The sequence below is a fragment of the Streptococcus parasanguinis genome (genome assembly GCF_047463195.1).
In the GTDB taxonomy this organism is placed as follows: domain Bacteria; phylum Bacillota; class Bacilli; order Lactobacillales; family Streptococcaceae; genus Streptococcus; species Streptococcus parasanguinis_R.
The window spans coordinates 1-22,175 of the sequence record NZ_JASHEI010000010.1 but is presented as its reverse complement, the minus strand read 5'-3'; the positions used below and the strand labels follow the sequence as shown (position 1 = coordinate 22,175).

At 40.2% G+C, this 22,175-nt stretch carries 20 protein-coding genes; 17 read left to right on the top strand and 3 right to left on the bottom strand.

The genetic code is table 11. The features are described from left to right. Positions 1-213 precede the first annotated feature (213 nt). Positions 214-696 (bottom strand): S-ribosylhomocysteine lyase, encoded by a 483-nt coding sequence (locus QM870_RS08810; protein WP_024054576.1) that lies wholly within the window; start codon positions 694-696, stop codon positions 214-216. Positions 697-930: 234 nt separating this feature from the next. On the opposite strand from QM870_RS08810, the gene QM870_RS08805 reads away from it, so the two are divergent. The 14 genes from QM870_RS08805 (at position 931) to QM870_RS08740 (ending at position 17,581) form a co-directional block, all read left to right on the top strand. Then, entirely contained in the window at positions 931-2,538 is a 1,608-nt protein-coding gene (locus tag QM870_RS08805) for a ribonuclease Y (protein WP_049492366.1), read from the top strand. A gap of 106 nt (positions 2,539-2,644) precedes the next feature. Continuing rightward, positions 2,645-3,277: a guanylate kinase gene (gene gmk, locus QM870_RS08800; RefSeq protein ID WP_003010341.1), complete on the top strand. Its 633-nt coding sequence runs from the start codon at positions 2,645-2,647 to the stop codon at positions 3,275-3,277. A gap of 25 nt (positions 3,278-3,302) precedes the next feature. Then, complete coding sequence (rpoZ, locus tag QM870_RS08795) at positions 3,303-3,617, top strand: DNA-directed RNA polymerase subunit omega (RefSeq protein ID WP_003010339.1); 315 nt, start codon at positions 3,303-3,305, stop codon at positions 3,615-3,617. Positions 3,618-3,680: 63 nt separating this feature from the next. Further along, complete coding sequence (locus tag QM870_RS08790; protein ID WP_003010336.1) at positions 3,681-6,089, top strand: primosomal protein N'; 2,409 nt, start codon at positions 3,681-3,683, stop codon at positions 6,087-6,089. Between the two features lie 11 nt (positions 6,090-6,100). Continuing rightward, complete coding sequence (gene fmt / locus QM870_RS08785; protein ID WP_003010335.1) at positions 6,101-7,036, top strand: methionyl-tRNA formyltransferase; 936 nt, start codon at positions 6,101-6,103, stop codon at positions 7,034-7,036. Then, positions 7,026-8,339, top strand: a complete 1,314-nt coding sequence (gene rsmB / locus QM870_RS08780) for a 16S rRNA (cytosine(967)-C(5))-methyltransferase RsmB (protein ID WP_049507133.1) — start codon at positions 7,026-7,028, stop codon at positions 8,337-8,339. The genes fmt and rsmB overlap by 11 nt, the downstream gene beginning before the upstream one ends. Positions 8,340-8,360: 21 nt before the next feature. Then, positions 8,361-9,101: a Stp1/IreP family PP2C-type Ser/Thr phosphatase gene (locus tag QM870_RS08775; protein WP_021154558.1), complete on the top strand. Its 741-nt coding sequence runs from the start codon at positions 8,361-8,363 to the stop codon at positions 9,099-9,101. Next, a complete protein-coding gene (pknB, locus tag QM870_RS08770; RefSeq protein WP_049516135.1) occupies positions 9,098-10,969 on the top strand; it encodes a Stk1 family PASTA domain-containing Ser/Thr kinase in 1,872 nt (623 codons plus the stop codon). Before QM870_RS08775 ends, pknB begins: the two co-directional genes overlap by 4 nt. 487 nt (positions 10,970-11,456) lie before the next feature. Next, positions 11,457-13,256, top strand: coding sequence for a CAP domain-containing protein (locus QM870_RS08765; RefSeq protein ID WP_414369325.1), 1,800 nt, complete (start codon positions 11,457-11,459; stop codon positions 13,254-13,256). A 175-nt stretch (positions 13,257-13,431) separates the two neighbouring features. Beyond that, the gene (gene liaF, locus QM870_RS08760; RefSeq protein WP_003003865.1) at positions 13,432-14,127 is read left to right on the top strand and encodes a cell wall-active antibiotics response protein LiaF; all 696 of its coding nucleotides are present in this window, start codon (positions 13,432-13,434) and stop codon (positions 14,125-14,127) included. Beyond that, positions 14,124-15,140: an envelope stress sensor histidine kinase LiaS gene (locus QM870_RS08755; protein ID WP_118096436.1), complete on the top strand. Its 1,017-nt coding sequence runs from the start codon at positions 14,124-14,126 to the stop codon at positions 15,138-15,140. Before liaF ends, QM870_RS08755 begins: the two co-directional genes overlap by 4 nt. Beyond that, on the top strand, positions 15,137-15,769 hold the full coding sequence (locus QM870_RS08750) for a response regulator transcription factor (RefSeq protein ID WP_049507122.1): 633 nt from the start codon (positions 15,137-15,139) through the stop codon (positions 15,767-15,769). The genes QM870_RS08755 and QM870_RS08750 overlap by 4 nt, the downstream gene beginning before the upstream one ends. 44 nt (positions 15,770-15,813) lie before the next feature. Then, positions 15,814-17,214, top strand: a complete 1,401-nt coding sequence (locus QM870_RS08745) for a bifunctional Cof-type HAD-IIB family hydrolase/peptidylprolyl isomerase (protein WP_414369323.1) — start codon at positions 15,814-15,816, stop codon at positions 17,212-17,214. A 1-nt stretch (position 17,215) separates the two neighbouring features. After that, positions 17,216-17,581 carry a S1 RNA-binding domain-containing protein gene (locus QM870_RS08740; RefSeq protein ID WP_272157616.1) on the top strand — a complete coding sequence of 122 codons (366 nt, stop codon included), beginning with the start codon at positions 17,216-17,218 and terminating at the stop codon, positions 17,579-17,581. Positions 17,582-17,631: 50 nt separating this feature from the next. On the opposite strand, the gene cysK is transcribed toward QM870_RS08740, so the two are convergent. Next, a complete protein-coding gene (cysK, locus tag QM870_RS08735) occupies positions 17,632-18,555 on the bottom strand; it encodes a cysteine synthase A (RefSeq protein WP_272157617.1) in 924 nt (307 codons plus the stop codon). Positions 18,556-18,677: 122 nt separating this feature from the next. Beyond that, positions 18,678-19,319, bottom strand: coding sequence for a YigZ family protein (locus QM870_RS08730; protein WP_049486060.1), 642 nt, complete (start codon positions 19,317-19,319; stop codon positions 18,678-18,680). Between the two features lie 55 nt (positions 19,320-19,374). Between QM870_RS08730 and QM870_RS08725 the strand changes: the two genes are divergently transcribed. The 3 genes from QM870_RS08725 (at position 19,375) to hpf (ending at position 21,959) form a co-directional block, all read left to right on the top strand. Then, positions 19,375-20,673, top strand: a complete 1,299-nt coding sequence (locus tag QM870_RS08725) for a DEAD/DEAH box helicase (RefSeq protein ID WP_414369321.1) — start codon at positions 19,375-19,377, stop codon at positions 20,671-20,673. Further along, entirely contained in the window at positions 20,670-21,335 is a 666-nt protein-coding gene (locus QM870_RS08720; protein WP_414369319.1) for a ComF family protein, read from the top strand. Before QM870_RS08725 ends, QM870_RS08720 begins: the two co-directional genes overlap by 4 nt. Positions 21,336-21,416: 81 nt before the next feature. Beyond that, complete coding sequence (gene hpf, locus QM870_RS08715) at positions 21,417-21,959, top strand: ribosome hibernation-promoting factor, HPF/YfiA family (protein WP_003010301.1); 543 nt, start codon at positions 21,417-21,419, stop codon at positions 21,957-21,959. Positions 21,960-22,175 lie beyond the last annotated feature (216 nt).

Below are 22,175 nucleotides of genomic sequence, written 5' to 3'. Positions count from 1 at the left end.
CCTTTTCTGGGAAAAATGACAACAAAAAAGAGAGTGGGACAGAAATCGGTAATTCGTTAGAATTCGATTTCGTCGTCCCACCTCCGCACAGTTGAGTAGGGCTGTAAAAGCTGATGAAATCAGCGTAGTAGATCCCACTCAACCACTGCGTCTTGCTCGACAATCCAAAAATAATTGAGAGGCTAGGACTTTTGTCCCAGCCTCTTTTTCGTATTAAACAAGATGACGTTCAAATGGATCATCTGAGATTCCTTGGTCTAGAATCAAGCGACACCATTCTTTGGCTGAGAAGAGGCTGTGGTCCTTGTAATTTCCACAAGACTCAATGGTTGTGCCTGGGACATCCTCCCAAGTGCTGACTGATGCAATTTCTTCTAAAGATTCTTTAATCACTTTAGCAATTTCCGTACTCGAATGCTGTCCCCACATGATCATATGAAAACCGGTGCGACATCCAAATGGGGAACAATCAATCATACCATCGATGCGTTTGCGAATAAGCATCGCAAGAAGGTGCTCGATCGTGTGGAGCCCTGCAGTTGGAATCGCATTTTCATTGGGTTGCACCAGACGAATATCGAAGTTAGAGATGATGTCTCCTTTGGGTCCAGTTTCTTCCCCAATCAAGCGTACATAGGGAGCCTTCACCGCCGTGTGGTCCAATTCAAAACTTTCAACAATTACTTCTTTTGTCATACTCAAATCCTTCTTTGTTTTTCTTGATTATAGCATAAAAAAGCAGATTCAACAAAGTGGAAATAAATGAATTCCTCACAGATGTTCCATGAAAGAAAAGACGATAAAAGAATAAGCATTAAGCAAAAATATAAAAGGTTTTTCCTGTTTTTTTAGATTGTTAATTTTAGTAATTTATGGTAAAATGTAAAAGAATTTTTAATTCAACTAATTAAATAGATTTGGGGTAAAAGCATGAATTTTGTTATTACAGGTGTTTTTGCCGCGGTCATTGGTTTAGTCATTGGATATGTGGGAACTGCTCTTAAAATGAAAGCTTCAAAAGAGGCTGCGGAACTCACCCTTTTGAATGCTGAACAAGAAGCAACGAATTTACGTGGACAGGCTGAACGCGAAGCCGATTTAATTTTAAAAGAGGCGAAGCATGAGTCAAGTTCACTTAAAAAAGAAGCACTTTTGGAGGCAAAGGAAGAAGCCAGAAAATATCGTGAAGAGGTCGATGCTGAGTTTAAGTCAGAACGACAAGAATTGAAGCAATTAGAAAGCCGTTTGGCAGAACGTGCTAGCAATCTTGATCGCAAAGACGACATTTTAACAAGCAAAGAACAGTCTCTTGAACACAAAGAGCAAAGTCTTACAGATAGAACTAAACACATTGATGCGCGGGAACAACAGCTGGAAGAGCTTGAACACAAGAAAGTAGAAGAACTGGAACGTGTCGCTGCTCTAAGTCAAGGAGAAGCGCGTGACATTATTTTGAGTCAGACGGAAGAGCAACTTTCAAAAGAAATTGCCTCACGGATTCGTGATGCTGAATTGGAAGTGAAAGAACGTTCTGATAAAATCGCAAAAGACATTCTCGTGCAAGCTATGCAGCGAATGGCGGGTGATTTTGTTGCTGAGCAAACAAACTCAACCGTTCATTTGCCAGACGATAGTATGAAGGGTCGGATTATTGGTCGTGAAGGTCGCAACATTCGTACCTTTGAGAGCTTGACAGGTGTCGATGTGATTATTGATGATACGCCTGAAGTGGTGACCTTGTCAGGGTTTGATCCGATTCGTCGTGAAATTGCCCGCATGACAATGGAGAGCCTTCTCAAAGATGGTCGGATCCATCCAGCCCGTATCGAAGAGCTGGTTGAGAAGAACCGTCAGGAAATTGACAATCGTATTCGTGAATACGGTGAGGCGGCTGCCTATGAAATTGGTGCGCCAAACCTCCATCCAGATTTGATGAAAATCATGGGACGGTTGCAATTCCGTACTTCTTATGGTCAAAACGTTTTGCGTCACTCCATTGAAGTTGCCAAACTTTCTGGTATTATTGCTAGCGAGTTGGGTGAAAATGCTACCTTGGCACGACGTGCAGGATTCTTACATGATATCGGAAAAGCGATTGACCGTGAAGTGGAAGGAAGTCACGTCGAGATTGGAACTGAATTGGCACGGAAGTACAAGGAACACCCAGTGGTTGTCAATACCATTGCCAGTCACCATGGTGACGTGGAACCAGAAAGTGTCATCGCAGTCATTGTCGCTGCAGCGGATGCCTTGAGTGCAGCTCGACCTGGAGCACGAAGTGAGTCACTTGAAAGCTACATCAAACGCTTGCAAGATCTTGAAGAAATTGCAAATAGTTTTGAAGGAGTTAAGACAAGTTTCGCCCTTCAAGCGGGTCGTGAAATCCGTATTATGGTTAGCCCTGAGGCAATCAAGGATGATAAAGTGACGATCTTAGCTCATGATATTCGTGAGAAGATCGAGTCCAATCTTGAGTATCCTGGAAACATTAAGGTTACCGTGATTCGAGAATTGCGTGCAGTAGATTACGCAAAATAAACAAAAGCTTGAGATCTAGCATCTCAAGCTTTTTTGAATGAAAAAATCAGTTGAAAATTAGGCCGATTTTTGTTACACTAGATAGAAAGACATTGAAGGAGAAATCATGGCGGATCGTGGCTTATTAATCGTATTTTCTGGCCCTTCGGGGGTTGGAAAAGGAACGGTCAGACGAGAAATTTTTGAAAACTCGGACAATCAGTTTCAGTATTCTGTATCGATGACGACGCGTGCACAACGTCCAGGTGAAGTGGATGGTGTCGACTATTTTTTCCGTACACGTGAAGAATTTGAAGATTTGATCCGTCAAGGGCAAATGTTGGAGTACGCTGAGTACGTTGGAAATTACTATGGGACTCCTTTAACCTATGTGAATGAAACCTTGGACAAGGGAATCGATGTATTCCTTGAAATTGAAGTTCAGGGTGCCCTTCAAGTAAAGAAGAAAGTTCCAGATGCAGTTTTTATTTTCTTAACTCCGCCTGATTTGGATGAATTGCAAGATCGATTAGTGGGTCGCGGGACAGATAGTGCAGAAGTTATTGCGCAACGGATTGAAAAAGCAAAAGAAGAAATCGCCATGATGCGTGAATATGACTACGCCATTGTGAACGACCAGGTTCCTCTTGCTGCTGAACGTGTCAAACGTGTGATCGAAGCAGAGCATTTCCGTGTAGACCGTGTCATTGGCCATTATCTGGATATGTTACCAAAAACACAAACTATTGTGAAGAGATAAATAATTAGAAATTAGGTATAGGAATATGATGTTAAAACCTTCTATTGATACATTGCTTGACAAAGTACCATCAAAATATTCATTGGTTATTCTTGAGGCAAAACGGGCCCACGAATTGGAAAGTGGTGCAGTACCAACTCAAGAATTCCAATCAGTTAAATCAACATTACAAGCGCTTGAAGAAATCGAGTCTGGAAACGTAGTTGTTCACCCGGATCCAGAAGCAAAACGTGAAGCACTTCGTCGTCGGATTGAAGCAGAGCGGATTCGCAAAGAAGAAGAAGAGCGCAAAATTAAGGAACAAATTGCCAAAGAAAAAGAAGATGGTGAAAAAATTTAAGGTTGGGGCTTCTCAATCTTATTTTTTGCTATTTAAAGGGTTCCGTGATAAAGTAAAGCTCATATGATAGAGGCTGGAGGTGAAAAAGTGATAGCAAAAGTCATCGTAGATGTCCCATTGATGCAGACAGATAAACCCTATTCTTATCAGATTCCATTAGAATTTGAGGATATGGTGGAGGCAGGTATGCGAGTTCATGTCCCCTTTGGTAAAGGGAATCGCCTCATTCAAGGGATTGTGGTAGATGTTTTAGAAGAGGCAGACACAAGCGAGGAATTAAAAGCGATTGTGGAGGTCTTGGATTACACTCCGGTCTTAAATCAAGAGCAGTTCTGGTTGGCAGATCAATTACGAAAAAGTGTTTTTTCTTATAAGATCACGATTTTAAAAACCATGCTTCCTTCTCTCCTCAATTCGAGTTATGATAAGATTTTGTATCCTCAACCTTCTTTAGATCCAACTCTCAAAGTGAAACTTTTTGGTGAAAAAAATGAAGTTTCTTTTTCTTCTCTAGATGCGGCCGATCAAGCCCAAGTGATGCGGTTGGTCAGAAAAGGAGATTTGGTACTTGAATACAAGGCCAAGGATAGGAAACAAATTAAAACAGAAAAATGGTATCGCGTTAACCAGGAAGGATTAAAAGAACTTCAACCATCAGGAAGAGCTAAAAAAAGGCTAGCATTGAAAGAGCGCCTGTTACTAGAGCAAGGGGAGCAACCCTTAGCAGGATTGTATCAGGATTTTTCACGAGAAGTGGTAGCTTATTTTATCGAACAGGGTGTTTTAGAAATTACAGAACGAGAAGTGAATCGGGCGGCTGCATATTATGAAGGCAAAGAACAGACCCAGGCTCTGCTTTTAAATTCAGAGCAAGCAAAAGCTGTCGAAACAGTAGTTTCTCAAATTGGGAAAACATCAAAACCTTTTTTACTAGAAGGTGTGACTGGAAGTGGGAAAACAGAAGTTTATCTGCAGATTATTCAAGAAGTTCTAAATAAGGGGAAAACGGCTATTATGTTGGTTCCTGAGATTTCCCTGACGCCACAGATGACGGATCGTTTTATCTCGCGTTTTGGCCAGGAAGTAGCTATTCTGCACTCGGGCTTATCAAATGGTGAGAAGTATGATCAATGGCGAAAAGTTGAACGTGGGGAGGCCAAGGTAGTCGTTGGAGCGCGCTCAGCCATCTTTGCCCCTTTAAAAAACATCGGAGCCATCATCATTGATGAGGAGCATGAGGCTTCCTACAAACAAGATAGTAATCCACGCTACCACGCAAGGGAAGTCGCAGTCCTAAGGGCTCAGTACAATCAAGCAGTCTTGCTTCTTGGATCTGCTACACCAAGTTTAGAATCGAGGGCTCGTGCAACAAAAGGGGTTTATGAATTAATTCGTCTCACCCAACGGGCCAATCCGGCAGCCAAAATTCCAGAAGTTAAAGTCGTTGATTTCCGTGATTATATTGGCCAAAATGAAGCTGGTAACTTCACTCCGGTTCTAGTGGAAGCTATTGCTGATCGCTTGCAGAAAAAAGAGCAGGTCGTCTTGATGTTGAACCGCCGTGGTTATTCCAGCTTTGTCATGTGTCGCGAGTGTGGAACTGTGGATACTTGTCCCAATTGTGATATCTCACTGACCCTCCACATGGATACTAAAACCATGAACTGTCATTATTGTGGCTATAGCAAAGCGATTCCTCGACACTGTCCAAATTGCCAAAGTCCTTCCATTCGTTATTACGGGACAGGAACACAAAAAGCCTATGATGAATTACAAGAGATCTTTCCTGAGGCTAAAATTTTGCGTATGGATGTGGATACTACCCGAAAAAAAGGGAGCCACGCAGCAATATTAGATGCTTTCGGGAATGGAGAAGCGGATATTTTATTAGGGACGCAAATGATTGCGAAGGGCTTGGATTTTCCAAATGTGACGTTAGTGGGTGTCTTGAATGCGGATACTTCTTTAAATTTACCGGATTATCGATCCTCAGAGCGAACCTTTCAACTCTTGACTCAGGTGGCAGGAAGGGCCGGACGAGCAGAGAAAGAAGGAGAGGTTATCATTCAGAGCTACAACCCCAATCATTATGCGATTCGATTTGCCAAAAACCAAGATTATGAAGGCTTTTTTGCCTATGAAATGCAGATTCGCCGGCAGTTAGGCTATACGCCTTATTACTTCACAGTTGGGTTAACCCTATCCCATAAGAGTGAGGAAATTGTGATGGAGAAGTCACATCAGGTCATGGAAATTCTCCGATCTGGCTTATCTGATCAGGTCCAAATCTTAGGACCAACACCTAAACCAATTGCACGCACACATAATTTGTATCATTATCAAATCATTGTGAAATATCGTTTCGAAGAAGGCATGACACAGGTCTTGAATCAAATCCTAGAATTTACACAAGAAAGAGGCAACCAAGATCTACGTGTCAGTATTGATAATGAACCTCAAAGCTTTATGTAAGGAAGAAAGAAATGACAAAATTAATTTTTATGGGAACGCCTGATTTTTCAGCGACGGTTTTAAAGGGATTGTTAGCAGATTCGCGCTATGAAATTTTGGCAGTTGTGACGCAACCAGACCGCAAAGTAGGTCGCAAAAAAGAGATTCGAATGACCCCGGTGAAGCAGGTAGCTTTAGAACATCGACTACCAGTTCTTCAGCCGGAGAAATTATCGGGTAGTCCAGAAATGGAAACGCTCTTATCACTAGATGCAGATGGAATTGTGACCGCTGCTTTTGGACAATTTTTACCGACAAAATTGTTGGAGAACTTCCAATTCGCGGTGAATGTCCACGCGTCTTTATTACCTAAATATAGAGGTGGAGCTCCCATTCACTATGCCCTGATCAATGGTGACGAAGAAGCTGGGGTTACAATTATGGAAATGGTCAAGGAAATGGATGCCGGAGACATGATTGCAGCTCGTTCTCTCCCAATTTTAGATGAGGACAATGTGGGAACTTTGTTTGAAAAATTGGCAGTCCTTGGACGTGACTTACTCCTAGATACTTTGCCAGCTTACCTGGCAGGGGAGATCAAGCCAAGTCCACAAGATCCAAGTTTGGTCACATTTTCACCGAATATTTTACCGGAAGAAGAGGTTTTGGACTGGACCAAAACCAATCGCCAAGTCTTTAATCAGATCCGAGGGATGAATCCTTGGCCGGTCGCTCATACGTTATTAAATGGGCAACGCTTTAAAGTTTATGAAGCAGAGCTATGCGAAGGAAATGGAAATCCAGGAGAAGTGATTGCTTTGACCAAAAAAGAGTTGCTGGTCGCTGCAGGAGAAGGCGCATTGTCCCTCAAAGTTGTGCAGCCGGCAGGAAAACCAAAAATGTCCATCACAGACTTTTTGAATGGCGCTGGCCGTCAATTGAAAGTAGGAGATCACTTTGGAAATTAAACAAATGAATGCGCGTGAACAGATCGTTCGAGTGTTAGAAGAGGTTTTTGAACAGGGAGCTTATTCTAATATTGCACTAAATCAAGCGCTAGAACACTCTCAACTTTCAGATAAAGATAGAAGCTTTGTTACGGAAGTTGTATACGGTACTGTAGCACGGAAGATAACACTCGAGTGGTATCTCGCCCACGTAATTGAAGACCGGACGAAATTGGATCCTTGGCTCTATTATCTTTTGATGATGAGTTTGTATCAACTTGTTTATTTAGACCGCATTCCCGATCATGCCATCGTCAATGAAGCTGTTCGGATAGCAAAACGTCGAAAAGAAGGCAGTGAGAAGTTTGTCAATGCTATTCTTAGAAAGCTCCTCCGCGAGGGGCTACCAGCTATTGATACGATCAAGCGAAAGAACAAACGTTATTCGGTAGAGTATTCCCTACCTGTATGGTTGGTCAAAGCATTGATCGAAGAATACGGTGAGGAACGTGCTTGCGCTATTTTTAAGAGTCTCTATCAGCGTAATAAATCCAGTATTCGTGTGATTGATCTAGACGAAAAAGAAGAGTTGGCTCAGCTACTCGAAGCAACCTCCTCTCTACTTGCTCCGTCCGCTCTCGTGAAAGAACAGGGACATTTTGCAGCGCATTCCTTGTTCAAAGAAGGGCGCATTACTATTCAAGACGAGTCCAGTCAATTGGTGGCACCGGCTTTGGATTTGCAAGGAGATGAGTGGGTTTTAGATGCCTGTGCGGCGCCAGGTGGAAAGACGACTCACCTGGCTTCTTATCTCACAACTGGGAAAGTCACAGCCTTGGATCTCTATGACCATAAGCTCAAATTGATTCAAGAAAATGCTAATCGGCTCCATGTTGCGGACAAAATTTTGACAAAGAAGTTAGATGCGACAAAAGTCTTTGAAACATTTGGACCTGATGCTTTCGATAAAATTTTGGTGGATGCGCCTTGTTCAGGGATTGGTTTGATACGGAGAAAGCCTGATATCAAGTACAATAAAGAGAGTACAGATTTTGTATCTTTACAAGCTATTCAATTGGCCATTCTGGATAGTGTTTGTCAAAGTGTGCGTAAAGGTGGTATAATAGTGTACAGTACGTGTACAATTATGGGTAAAGAGAATTTTGAAGTGGTGGACCAATTTTTGAAAAACCATCCAAATTTCGAACAAGTCCCATTGGATCACGAAAGAAAAGATATTCTTAAAAATGATTGTATCCTTATTACACCCGAATTATATGGAAGCGACGGCTTCTTTATCAGTCGTTTTAAGAGAATCTCATAATATCAGGAGGAAACTGACAGTATGGATATTACGATCTTAACCGATGTAGGTCAAAGACGGACAAATAACCAAGACTATGCAAATCAATATAAAAACAAGGCAGGAAAATCTATGGTTTTACTTGCTGATGGTATGGGAGGACACCGTGCCGGAAATATTGCTAGTGAAATGGCAGTCACAGACCTAGGTGCGGCTTGGGTTTCTTCTGAGATCGAGACGGTTAATCAAGTACGGGAATGGTTTGCAGAACATTTAGAAGCTGTGAACCGTCGGATCCATTTAGCTGGGCAAGATGATGAGCACAAAGGAATGGGAACGACACTGGAAGCTTTGGCTTTTGTAGAAGGACAAGTGATTTATGCCCATGTTGGAGATTCGCGGATTGGCCTCATTCGTCAGGGCGAATACCAGCAGTTGACCAGTGACCATTCTCTTGTAAATGCTCTTTTGCGAGCTGGTCAAATTACAGAGGAAGAAGCTGCCCATCATCCTCAACGTAACATCATCACTCAGTCCATTGGTCAAAAAGATGAGTTAGAGCCGGATTATGGTTTGGTGACGGTTGAAGCAGATGATTATATTTTGATCAATAGTGACGGTTTAACCAATATGATTGGCCCGGATGAAATCAGAGATATTGTCTTGAGTGATGTTTCACTGGAAGAAAAAGCTCAAACCTTGATTCGTTTTGCCAATAATGCTGGAGGCTTGGATAATATCACTGTTGTACTGCTCCACTTTACTGAGGAGGACGCAGCATGATTCAAATCGGCAAAATTTTTGCCGGGCGATATAAAATCATCCAACAAATTGGACGCGGCGGGATGGCAGATGTTTATCTTGCGCGTGATTTGATTTTAGATGGGGAAGAAGTTGCAGTCAAGGTACTGCGTACGAATTACCAGACGGATCCCATTGCGGTTGCGCGTTTTCAGCGTGAAGCAAAGGCGATGGCAGAGCTGGACCATCCAAATATCGTTCGGATTACAGACATTGGCGAAGAAGAAGGACAACAATACCTTGCAATGGAATATGTTGCAGGTTTAGACTTGAAACGCTATATCAAAGAAAATGCTCCTTTATCAAATGAAGAAGCTGTTCGTTTGATGGGGCAGATCCTTCTAGCTATGCGTCTTGCCCATACGCGTGGCATTATCCATAGAGATTTAAAACCACAGAATGTCCTCTTGACACCAGATGGAACAGCAAAAGTTTCAGACTTTGGGATTGCAGTGGCCTTCGCAGAGACTAGCTTGACCCAGACCAACTCGATGTTGGGGTCGGTTCATTATTTGTCCCCTGAGCAGGCGCGTGGATCAAAAGCTACGGTGCAAAGTGACATCTACGCGATGGGGATTATTTTCTATGAGATGTTGACAGGACACATTCCTTATGATGGAGATAGTGCAGTCACAATTGCTTTGCAGCATTTTCAAAAGCCACTCCCCTCTATTCGTGAAGAAAATAAGAATGTTCCACAAGCTTTAGAAAATGTGGTGATCAAGGCGACAGCTAAAAAACTGACGGATCGCTATAAATCAGTGGCAGAGATGTATGTAGATCTTTCAAGTTGCTTGTCCTATGAGAGAAGAAATGAGAAAAAACTGGTTTTTGAAGACCAAGCGAAAGCTGATACAAAGACTCTTCCAAAAGTGAGTCCAACTCCAAGGACGGCTCCTGTTCCAATCTCTGAGGTACGCAGTGAAATCAGTTCAGTAGATCCTAATCGACCATTATCTGATCAGCAGACCATGGCGCCAAGTAAAAAGCCAAGAAGACGTTTGCGGGCGCGCTACAAGGTCTTGTTTGTTGCCATTGCCCTAGTACTTGCAGCCTTTACTTTCTTGTTATATATGAGCCCAGCCAATAAAACAGTTCCAGATGTTTCCGGCAAAACCATTGCCGAAGCCAGAGCGGTTATTGAGGGACAAGACCTTCAAGTCGGTGAAGAGAAAGAAGAGTACAGTGATTCGGTTGCAGAAGGCTACGTCATTCGAACCAATCCAAATGCAGGGGCCCAAAAGAAAGAACAAAGTCGAATTGATTTGATTATTTCCAAAGGACCAAACAGCTTTGAAATGCCAAATTACGTGGGTGAAACACGGGCAAAAGCAGAAGAAGATCTGAAAAATACTTATAAAGTATCAAGCAAAATGATCACGATTGAAGAAGTTGAGACCTTCGATTATGCTGCAGGGACAGTTCTTGAACAAACTCCAGCTCCAGGAGAGCAATATTCTCTGAATTCAAAAACCAAGATTGTTTTGAAAGTAGCGAAAGAAACGACTTCAATTGAAATGCCAAACTATGTTGGATCAACTTACGATTTTGCTAGAAGTAATTTGATTGAGATCTATAGTATTAAAGAAGCCAATATCGAATTAAGAAAAACAGAACATCTCCCTGATGGGGTAGTTGTTTCTGCCGGTCAAATTGTTAGTCAAACTCCAGAAGTTTCGAGTACGGTGGATATTAACCGAACACGAATTGTTTTAACGGTATATGAACCTAAAGTGACCGCTTCTTCAAGTACGAAAGCCTCATCCAGTTCAGATACATCTAGTTCATCTTCTGCTGAACGATCAGATACAGAAAGTTCTAGCAGTAGTGCAACTGGTGGAGATTCATAAAACAGTCTAAGACTCAGATGGATTTCTGAGTCTTTTTGTATTTTTTTGTTGCTATGTCGTGATTTTTTTATTTCCCTGTCGAGGGAAATACTTTGAAGTCGCTTCAAGAAACTATTTTTCTACAGATGAATAGATTATGTGAACTCCTTAACAAACAAGGGGTTTCAAGTCCGGTAAAATAAAATAGTCAATTAAACATAAGGTAATTTGAAGTTGAAAATAGATTGAATATCAAATTATTTGCCTTTGTTTTAGCCCACATGCTATAATCTGCGTGAAAGGAGATCAAAGAGTAAAAAGTCGTTCAGGCCTGCTTTGATAGGAAATTGGTAAACGAATAGATTTTTTTCTGCTAGTTGAATAGGCCTTGACAACTAGTGGAGAAAAATATCGTGAACTGAGAAACAGGGAGGTAGAATGACTTTTGAAATATGTGCACATAGTTGATGTATCTTTCGCCTATACTTTCCCAATGGAGATTATTTAAATGGACAGAAAATATAGAGTGGTTAGTCGAGCAATCTTAGCAACAGCTATGATTGTCCCGGCATTTATAGCAACAAAAGTAGCTGCAGAAAATAGAGGATGGAATACCTCCTCTTATCGTTCAAACTATTATAACTATGGTTACAATAATTGGAACGGTTATAATGGCTATAATTCATGGACCTATAGTTATGGCTATGGATATCCAAATTGGAACTATTATTATGGCTATAACTATGGTTATCCTAGCTGGAATAATTATTATGGCTATAATGGTTGGAACTATGGTTATTCCTTGGAAAATGATGTAAACTACATTTATTGGAATGGCAATCATTATTATCGGATGAGTGATGGAACTTACCGGATCTACCGCAATGGTGAGTGGAAGCCTCTAACTAATCGGAATAACTCTACTAATAACCTTGCCAATGACCCTCATTATGTATATGAAAATGGCTACCATTATTATGTATTGGATAATGGGGATTATTACTACTATAAAAATGGCAAATGGGTATTTGTGAAGAATTCAACGGAAAATCCTGATACTCCTGATCCGGTTCCAACACCGACTCCGGATCCAACTCCAACACCTGAAGAGCCAGATCCAAGCGATAAACCGGATCAACCAGTTAATCCATCAGAACCATCTACACCAGAAGATCACGGCAACTTGATCTTCCCAGAAAATCCTCCATTTGTAGGAGCAGATGGAGAGTTTGATCCTTTCGCACCAACCCCAGAAAATCCAAGTGAACCAAAACCAGAAGAACCGGTGCAACCTGAAGTGCCTGGAAATGATGGTTTGGTATCAACAGATCAGCCTAGTGAAAACCAAATTCCTCCATACGTTGAGACACCAGCAGAAGGATTAGAACATCTTCCATGGGCTCCAAATGGACGAGCACCTAAGATAGTCTATCCTCCTGGAAAACCTGGATCAGCAGCTTTGCGTCGAGATAAGAACTACTACTTTGACGGGTCGACTCACTATTACTACGTTCCTTCTGATACGGAAGCAACTGGTTACTCTGCTTATTGGAAATGGAATGGAGATAAATGGAAACTTTATGGAATGACAGATCCGAAAGATCCTGAGATCGATCCAAAATTCCACGAAGATGCCAAAGATGATGAATATGCTTATAGCGATCGTGACTCAAGCGTGAAGCTCTACTCTACAAATCTGGTAGAAACAGCTAAAGCAGGTCAAGCTCTTCCATTTAAGAATGTGGATGAATTTAAGGACTATGTCATTAAGAAAATGAATCCTAAATTTATTGATAATGCTGGCTGGGATGCCAAAGTAGAATGGGAAATCGAGGACCCAGAACTCTTTGAGCAATCTAAAGAAAACCCATGGGCTAAAGACTATGTTTTAATCGCTAACTTGAAGAGTGGAGTAGATGACAAGAACTATAAAGATGTTGAGTTTGGCTATGTGAAATTCGTTTATCGTGTAGAAGCGACAGACAATACAAACTATATCGAGTTAGATAAAGCGAAAGAAGCTTTTGCTAAGATTAACGAATTACGAAAGGCACAAGGCTTAAAAGAATTGACTTGGTCAGATGATGTCTACAACTCACGTGCCTTGCCAAAAGCCCATACTATTTCACGTCAGTACGATAGCACAGGGTTTGTAACTCGCCGTGAAGACAATGCAACAACAGTCGCAACGAAATGGTATAACAGTGGATTGAGAGAATTAATGCTCGATCCAAATGCCACAGAAGGTGCGGTAGCAGCAGTCATCAATGGCGACGGTAACTATTACTGGGCATTCATGTATAAATAATGCCTCTAGACAACTGTTATCGGAAAGAACTTATTTAATAACAATTCATTCCGATACCAAGGACACCCAAAGGATTTCTTTCTTTTGGGTGTTTTTTTGCTCTTCTTATTATCCAACCACAGACGGAAGTCAAATGAGGAAAAATTTGATAAAATAGGAAAAGATGAGGTAGACTATGTGGAAAATACAAATTTTTATTTTCGTTGAAGCCGTTTTGTTAACATTAGCAGCGATCACCATTTTATCAATCGATTTTTCCAGATTTGTTGTCTTGATGGTTCTCTTTTTGCTCCTTTTGTATTACTATTTTGGCAAACAAAAAGCGAATTTTCTATTAATCGCGCTGAGTGTGCTCTTGTTTTTTATCGTGATGCTGAATCCTTTTGTGATTGCAGCCATTTTATTTGCGGTGGTTTATGGTTTATTGATCGCCTACCCTTATATGTATAAGGAAAATGAAGCCGTTGTGTTTGATGTTGAAGAGGATACGAAAATTCGTCAGGAAAAAACTCGATGGATTGGTGATTTACAACATTTTTCAAAGCAAAGTCGAGGGTATCGAGATCTGAATGTGATCCGAGTTTTTGGGAATGACACCCTCCATTTAGAGGAGGTAGCCATTTGCAATTGGGACAATGTAGTGATCATTCGGAAAGGTTTTGGAAATACAAAAATTATCTTACCGATTGATTTGGAATTGCATTTACAAATTAACACCCTGTATGGAGATCTGAAGTTTTTGGATCTTCCTGTCCGTAAAATGAGGAATGAAACCATAGACATTGAAACGGCACATTATCGGAGATCGCACCGTTCTATAAAAATTGTGTTAGTTGGTATTGTTGGGGATGTTGAGGTGATTCGCGCATGAAGAAATTAGACTATCTCCTATTGTACTTCTATTCCCTAATGGTAGTTGCGGTCATTTGTCATACCATTTTCCATTTTGTTGGTTTTCAGTGGGGCAAACTTCTCTCAGATCTTTCCTTGCTTCAGTCATTCCTATTTTTGGTTTTTAGTCTGACGCTTGCATTGACGGCTTTGGTTGTCTTAATAATTAAAATCACGCAATTTGTAACGGTTCATGCAGTACAACAAAAGGTAGAATCTATCCTGACTGCTTCACAGCGAAAAGAAATTGCCCCCAAAGAATTGAATCAACAGTTAGATTTATTGGACAGCAAATTGCTTCGACTAGAAGAAAATTTACAAAAAAGTGAAAATCGTGTGATGCGAAATGAAGAAGAAATTGTGGAAATCGAGCGTAAGAGAATTGCGCGTGATCTACATGACACGGTTAGTCAAGAATTGTTTGCAGCCAATATGATTTTATCTGGAGTGGCAGCACAGGCTCTTGAGTTAGAGAAAAGTCAGATCCAGCAGCAACTAAATGGTGTGTCAGATATTCTAGGTACAGCCCAAAATGATTTACGCGTCTTGCTCCTACATCTTCGTCCTACAGAATTGGAAGGAAAAAGTTTGGTAGAAGGGATGGAGATGATTTTTAGAGAATTGAAGGAAAAGAGTAACCTAACAGTTGTCTTCCATCATAATGACGTGAGCATTCCAAAAGAAATGGAAGAACATCTATTTCGGATCGTCCAAGAAATTGTCAGCAATACCTTGAAACACGCTAGAGCTCAACAAATGGATGTCTTTTTGCATCAGGAAGGAAAACAACTTCATTTACGGATGGTAGATGATGGAATCGGCTTTGAGCAGGAAAAATTGGAACGATTGAGTTATGGGTTGAAAAATATTCAAGAACGTGTAGAAGACATGGCGGGAACCATTAAAATAAGAACGAGTCCTCAAAAGGGAGTGGCTGTAGATATTCGTGTTCCCCTCCTTGTAAAAGATAAAAATGAAAAGGAAACTGTATGAAAGTATTATTAGTAGATGATCATGAAATGGTCCGATTGGGATTGAAAAGCTTTTTGTCCATGCAAACCGATATTGAGCAAGTCTTAGAGGCGAAAAATGGGCATGAAGGGGTGGACTTGGCGCTGAAAGAAAGACCAGACGTCATCATCATGGATATTGTGATGCCAGAGCTAAATGGAATCGATGCGACTCTAGCCATCCTAAAAGAGTGGCCGGAAGCTAAAATTGTCATTTTGACGTCTTATTTAGATAACGAAAAGATTTACCCTGTCTTAGATGCCGGTGCAAAAGGGTATATTTTAAAGACCTCGTCAGCAACTGAGATCTTACAGGCTGTCAGAAAGGTTGCAAAGGGAGAATTTGCAATTGAGACAGAAGTTAGTCAAAAAGTTGAGTCACGAAAGAACCATGCTGAATTGCATGATGATTTGACAGCTAGAGAACGAGATATTCTGGCTTTATTGACGAAAGGATATGAAAATCAACGAATAGCAGATGAACTCTTCATTTCTTTAAAAACAGTGAAGACCCATGTCTCCAACATCTTATCCAAATTAGAAGTCAGTGATCGGACGCAAGCAGTCGTCTATGCCTTCCGACACCATCTGGTGAATCAAGAAGATTTTTAAAGGGAAACATGCTATAATAGAGCATGATCATAAGGGGGAGACAAGTGGACGCAAAATTACGTTATAAAGCCAAAAAAGTTAAAATCGTCTTTTTTGATATTGATGATACATTACGTGCAAAAGAAACTGGATTGATCCCAGAATCTGTCAAAGAAGTCTTTCATCAATTGAAAGAAAAAGGAATCCGAACAGGGATTGCAACGGGTAGAGGGATTTTTGGGGTTGTTCCTGAAATCATGGACTTAAAGCCTGATTTTCTAGTAACCTTAAACGGTGCCTATATAGAAGATACAAAAGGAACTGTGATCTACCAATCACCAATCAATGAAGCAATCGTTTCTTCTTTTGTGGATTGGGCCAAAGAATCCGAGATTGATTATGGGTTAGTAGCTAGTCATCAAGCTGCCCTGTCTAATCGGACACCCTTGATCAGTGATGCTATTGACATCATTTATCCCAACTTACCTGTAGATCCAGATCTGCATTTGAAAGAACCTATTTTCCAAATGTGGACCTTTGATGAAAATGATAGTGAGCTAGAGTTGCCCCCTTCTTTGCAAGAGAAATTGCGCCTAGTTTCGTGGCATCCCCATTCGTCAGATGTTGTTCGCTTTGAAGCTTCAAAAGCTTCAGGAGTTTCTCATCTTGTAAATCATTTGGGCTTGAAGCCAGAGAATGTTTTAGTATTTGGGGATGGATTAAATGATCTAGAACTGTTTGATTACGCTGGAATTAGTATCGCAATGGGAAAATCTGCCCCAGAGTTACAAGAAAAAGCTGATTATATCACTAAGAATTTAGAAGAAGATGGCATATTCTATGCCTTAGAGGAGTTAAATATGGTTGAAAAAGAATTGACATTACCACAGTTAGAACTTGCTACGGTTGACGGTCCTGTCGCTGTGATCAAAACCAATCACGGTGAGATGAACATTCAATTGTTCCCGGATCAAGCGCCAAAAACAGTTGCAAACTTTGTAGCTCTTGCTAAGTCTGGCTATTATGATGGTGTCATTTTCCATCGGATTATTAAAGATTTTATGATCCAAGGGGGAGATCCAACAGGCACAGGTATGGGTGGTGAATCCATCTATGGGGAGAGCTTCGAAGACGAATTTTCAAAAGAATTGTACAATATTCGCGGAGCCCTTTCAATGGCAAATGCTGGACCAAACACAAATGGCAGCCAATTCTTTATTGTACAAAATCAACATCTCCCATATTCGAAAAAGGAATTGGTCCGCGGTGGCTGGCCTGAAGAAATTGCTGAAATCTATACGACAGAAGGGGGAACTCCTCACCTAGATCAACGCCATACCGTATTTGGACAATTGATGGATGAAGCTTCTTTTGCTGTGTTGGATGAGATCGCGGCTGTTGAGACAGGGATGATGGATAAGCCAGTAGAAGATGTCGTGATTGAAACCATCGAGATTGAGGACTAATATGAAAATTGGAGATAAGTTAGAAGGGACCATTACAGGCATTCAACCTTATGGTGCCTTTGTCGAACTAGAGTCGGGTGTCACGGGCTTGATTCATATCTCAGAGATTAGAAGTGGTTATGTAAGTAATATTCATGATATTCTTTCAATTGGAGAAAAAGTCTTTGTCCAAGTCATCGATGTTGATGAATATTCTAAGAAACCTAGCCTCTCTTTGAGAACACTAGAAGAAACACCACAACGAAGTATTCGACACCATCGTTTTTCAAATGACCGCCACAAGAGTGGTTTTGCGCCCTTAGCTCAACAGATGCCGACCTGGGTCAAAGAAGGAAAGGTATTCTTTAGCAAACAAGAAAAAAAATAAAAACTTCGATAGGTTGATGAAACCTATCGAAGTTTTTTTGATATAGAGAATTATTCAAATTCGTAAAGGGTAGTAGAAAGGTAACGTTCTCCATTATCTGGTGCAAGAGCAAGAACTTTTTTACCGCTTCCCAATTCTTTTGCGACTTCAATAGCAGCATAGATAGCAGCTGCGCTTGAGATACCGACTAAGAATCCTTCAGCTCCACCGATAGCGCGTGCAAGTTCGAAAGCTTCTTCTGAAGATACGCGACGAACACCATCATATGCATTAGTGTCTAAAGTATTTGGGATAAAGCCTGCTGAAATCCCTTGGATTTTATGTGGTCCAGGTTTTTCACCAGAAAGGACTGCAGATTCATTGGCCTCAACGGCATAGACTTTGACAGCAGGATTATTCTTTTTCAAAGTATGAGAAATACCAGAAACAGTACCACCAGTACCAACACCTGCGACAAAAGCATCTAAACAATCTTTTCCAAAGGCATCAACGATTTCTTGTCCTGTTGTTCTTTCATGTACCTCTGGGTTAGCAGGGTTTTCAAATTGAAGAGGAAGGAAGCCATTTCTTTCTGCAGCGATTGCTTCAGCTTTAGCGATAGCGCCTTTCATTCCTTCACTTCCAGGAGTCAAAACGAGTTCAGCTCCATAGGCTTGGATGATTTTACGACGTTCCACACTCATGGTTTCAGGCATGACAATCACAACTTTGTAGCCTTTAGCTGCGCCAACCCATGACAAACCAATCCCTGTGTTCCCACTAGTTGCTTCGACAATGGTATCACCTTGTTTGATCAAGCCATCCGCTTCAGCTTTTTCAATCATGCTCAAAGCAATCCGGTCTTTAACAGATGATCCAGGATTGAAAGCTTCGAGTTTGACATAGACATCTGCAGCTCCTTCAGGAACAAGACGGTTCAATTTGACAATCGGAGTGTTCCCAATCAGTTCTGTAATATTTTCATAAATAGCCATAATATACCTCAGTTCTAGGTTTTCTTGATACTAACAAGTATAGTCTCTTGCGAGAAGAATGTAAAATATAGAAATTTTATGGGTGTGATAAAAAAAAACTATCGTTGCCGATAGTATTTTAATTATTTTTCTACAGAAAATAGGGGTACTTCAACCTCACGAATTCCTTGGTCCTCAATAATGACTTTACCATTATAAAATTCGACTAAAGCTGCTGTGATAGAACTTGTGTTTTCTTTATCCACAAAAATAGTTGTCATCACCTGATCTGTGAACATCGGATCTTGTTCCGCCAATTGATGGTCTTTTAAGAAATTAGCAAATTCTTGGTATTGGGAATAAGAAAGTGTGATCCCAAGTACCACTTGCTCTTTGATTTCTACCAGTCCAATCTCTCGAACTGCTTGTGCAACACTTCCAGCATAAGCACGAATCAGACCGCCAGCACCTAATTTAATACCTCCAAAATAGCGGGTAACCACGACACAACTATTAGTGATGCGATGATTCTCCAAAACTCCTAACATCGGTACCCCAGCGGTTCCACTAGGCTCTCCATCGTCACTGGTCCGTTTGATGTCACTTTGTTCCCCAATGATGAAAGCAGAGCAGTTATGTGTAGCCTTATAGTGTTCCTTTTTGATGGCATTGATAAAATCTCTAGCTTCCTCTTCAGAGGAGACTCGCTTGACATGACAAATGAATTTTGATTTTTTGATTTCTTCTTGAACAGTGCCGTTCTCTTTAAATGTAACATATTCCATATTCTTATTTTACAAAAAAAGAATGATTTTCTCCAACTTTTGCGAATTAATAAGTATGAAGATAGAAGATTCTTATGGAAGACTCTTAACGAAGAGTCAAATGACAAATGATCTAAAAGAAATTGCCCAAGAACTTCCAGCTATAGAAAAAGAGAATGGAAGGTACCAATGCTTTCGATGTGGCAGTTTGATTGATCAAAAACTGTGGAAGTTGAGTGAAGAGGTACTGTATTGTAGAGCCTGTATCCAATTGGGGAGGATCCGGAGTGATCAAAAACTTTATGCTATTGCACAGAAAGACTTTGAAGGACAGGAGGTGTTAAACTGGAAGGGAACCTTGACTTCCTATCAACAAGAGGTATCTGAAGGACTTATCCAAGCAGTTAAAGCAGGAAAACATGCCTTGGTACATGCTGTGACAGGAGCAGGAAAAACGGAAATGATGTATCAGGTTGTAGCAACAGCGATCAAGGCAGGAAAAGCAGTCTGTATTGCTACCCCAAGAATCGATGTCTGTATAGAATTGTACGGAAGGATGAAGGAAGATTTTTCCTGCCCCATCTCTTTGCTTCATGGAGAATCGGAGCCCTATTTTAGAACGCCTTTAGTGATCGCTACAACCCACCAATTGCTAAAGTTCTATCAGGCCTTTGATCTCCTTATTATAGATGAAGTAGATGTTTTTCCCTATGTAGACAATCCAATCTTATATAAAGCAGCTCAGAATGCAATAAAAAAAGAGGGGAATACCCTATATTTAACAGCAACCTCTACAGATGAGTTAGATAAAAAGGTCAAGAAAAAAGAAATCATTCGTTATAGTCTTCCAAGAAGATTTCATGGGAACCCACTAGTGGTCCCTGAAATAAAATGGGTGCCGAAAATGAGAGAAAAAATAGAAAAAGGAAGAATCCCTTACCAACTATTGCAACTGATCAAGAAACAAATACAAACTCACTACCCATTGTTAATCTTTGTATCTGAAATAGAATTAGGACAACAATTTACCGAGAACTTAAAAAAATACTTTCCCAAAGAAACAGTAGGTTTTGTATCCTCACAGACAACAGACCGTCTACGAATGGTAGAAGAGTTTAGAAACAGAGCCATAACCATGCTAGTCTCTACAACAATTTTAGAAAGAGGAGTGACTTTTCCGTTTGTAGATGTCTTTGTTTTAGAAAGTAATCACAAATTATTTACTAAAAGTGCTCTCGTACAAATTTCAGGAAGGGTCGGTCGAAGTAAAGAAAGACCAACAGGTAAACTACTTTTTCTATCAGATGGCATAACAAGAGAAATGAAGAAAGCGATCAAAGAAATAAAGGAAATGAATCAGGAGGCTGGATTTTGAAAGAATGCTTGCTTTGTACTAAAGAGTTAAAAACTGGTGAACATTTCACAGACCTTATTTTTATGAATCAACAAGAAGAATGGATTTGTAAAGAATGCAAAGAAGACTTCGAACAAATTGGCGAAATCCATTGTCCTAGATGTTATAAAGATAAGGAGGAGAAAGTATGTAAAGATTGCGAATACTGGATACAAAAGGGGAATATGGTCGAACATGAAGCATTATATAGATATAATACAGCAATGAAGGACTATTTCAAGCGATATAAATTTGAAGGCGATCGTTTATTAGGAATGGTATTTGCATGTGACATCAAAAAAGCCTTGAAAAAGTATAAAAGCTATACGATAATACCGACTCCAATCAGCCATGAAAAAAGGCAGGAAAGAGGATTCAATCAAGTATCGACTATACTAGATTTTGCAGAGATAAAGTACAGCAGTCTCTTCCAAAAAGAAGACACTTTAGCCCAATCAAAAAAAACAAGAGAAGAAAGATTAAAAACCTCTCAGCACTTTCAATTAAAAGGAGAAATTTCAGGAAAGCAGAAATATCTAATCTTCGATGATATCTACACAACGGGCAAAACAATCGAATTAATGAAGCGCCTACTAATTGAAAAAGGTGTGAAAGAAATAAAGACATTTTCAATCGCAAGGTAAAAAAAGATTTGCAAAAACTTTATGAAAGCGTTATAATATACATATAAATAAAAACATAATGTTTAGAAAGTAGGTACTAATATGATTAAATATAGTATCCGTGGTGAAAACCTAGAAGTAACAGAAGCCATTCGCGACTATGTCGTTTCTAAACTCGAAAAGATTGAAAAATATTTTCAGGCAGATCAAGAGCTAGACGCTCGAGTAAACTTAAAAGTTTACCGTGAAAAGACCGCAAAAGTAGAAGTGACCATTCCGCTTGGATCTATCACACTTCGTGCAGAAGATGTCTCTCAAGATATGTACGGTTCAATTGATCTGGTTGTGGATAAAATTGAACGTCAAATTCGTAAGAATAAAACAAAAATCGAAAAGAAAAATCGTATTAAATCTGGTGCAGGTAAATTGTTTACCGATGCAGTTGTAGAAGAAGCAGCAACCACAGAAAAAGTTGTTCGCTCAAAAACAATTGATCTAGAACCAATGGATTTAGATGAAGCGATCCTTCAAATGGATCTATTAGCACACGATTTCTTCATTTATCGTGATGCAGAGGATAACACAACAAATGTGATCTACCGTAGAGAAGATGGAGACATCGGTCTATTGGAAGTAAAAGAATAAAGATCAAAAAGAGATTGAAAACATCAATTAAATTATAGAGGAATCAGGAGCATCTATGCTCCTGATTTTTTTATATAAACCAAAAAAGTAAAAAAACTTTCAAAAAAATAAAAAATTTTGGAAAAAAGTATTGACAGTAAGGGTAGGTCATGATATACTAATATAGTTGTCGCGCGAGAGCGACAAAGACCTTTGAAAACTGAACAAGACGAACCA

Bases quoted from the DNA above. Each gene is read 5' to 3' on its own strand.
- QM870_RS08810 (WP_024054576.1), bottom strand. From the start codon at position 696: ATGACAAAAGAAGTAATTGTTGAAAGTTTTGAATTGGACCACACGGCG.
- QM870_RS08805 (WP_049492366.1), top strand. From the start codon at position 931: ATGAATTTTGTTATTACAGGTGTTTTTGCCGCGGTCATTGGTTTAGTC.
- gmk (WP_003010341.1), top strand. From the start codon at position 2,645: ATGGCGGATCGTGGCTTATTAATCGTATTTTCTGGCCCTTCGGGGGTT.
- rpoZ (WP_003010339.1), top strand. From the start codon at position 3,303: ATGATGTTAAAACCTTCTATTGATACATTGCTTGACAAAGTACCATCA.
- QM870_RS08790 (WP_003010336.1), top strand. From the start codon at position 3,681: ATGATAGAGGCTGGAGGTGAAAAAGTGATAGCAAAAGTCATCGTAGAT.
- fmt (WP_003010335.1), top strand. From the start codon at position 6,101: ATGACAAAATTAATTTTTATGGGAACGCCTGATTTTTCAGCGACGGTT.
- QM870_RS08775 (WP_021154558.1), top strand. From the start codon at position 8,361: ATGGATATTACGATCTTAACCGATGTAGGTCAAAGACGGACAAATAAC.
- pknB (WP_049516135.1), top strand. From the start codon at position 9,098: ATGATTCAAATCGGCAAAATTTTTGCCGGGCGATATAAAATCATCCAA.
- QM870_RS08765 (WP_414369325.1), top strand. From the start codon at position 11,457: ATGGACAGAAAATATAGAGTGGTTAGTCGAGCAATCTTAGCAACAGCT.
- liaF (WP_003003865.1), top strand. From the start codon at position 13,432: ATGTGGAAAATACAAATTTTTATTTTCGTTGAAGCCGTTTTGTTAACA.
- QM870_RS08755 (WP_118096436.1), top strand. From the start codon at position 14,124: ATGAAGAAATTAGACTATCTCCTATTGTACTTCTATTCCCTAATGGTA.
- QM870_RS08750 (WP_049507122.1), top strand. From the start codon at position 15,137: ATGAAAGTATTATTAGTAGATGATCATGAAATGGTCCGATTGGGATTG.
- QM870_RS08740 (WP_272157616.1), top strand. From the start codon at position 17,216: ATGAAAATTGGAGATAAGTTAGAAGGGACCATTACAGGCATTCAACCT.
- cysK (WP_272157617.1), bottom strand. From the start codon at position 18,555: ATGGCTATTTATGAAAATATTACAGAACTGATTGGGAACACTCCGATT.
- QM870_RS08730 (WP_049486060.1), bottom strand. From the start codon at position 19,319: ATGGAATATGTTACATTTAAAGAGAACGGCACTGTTCAAGAAGAAATC.
- QM870_RS08725 (WP_414369321.1), top strand. From the start codon at position 19,375: ATGAAGATAGAAGATTCTTATGGAAGACTCTTAACGAAGAGTCAAATG.
- hpf (WP_003010301.1), top strand. From the start codon at position 21,417: ATGATTAAATATAGTATCCGTGGTGAAAACCTAGAAGTAACAGAAGCC.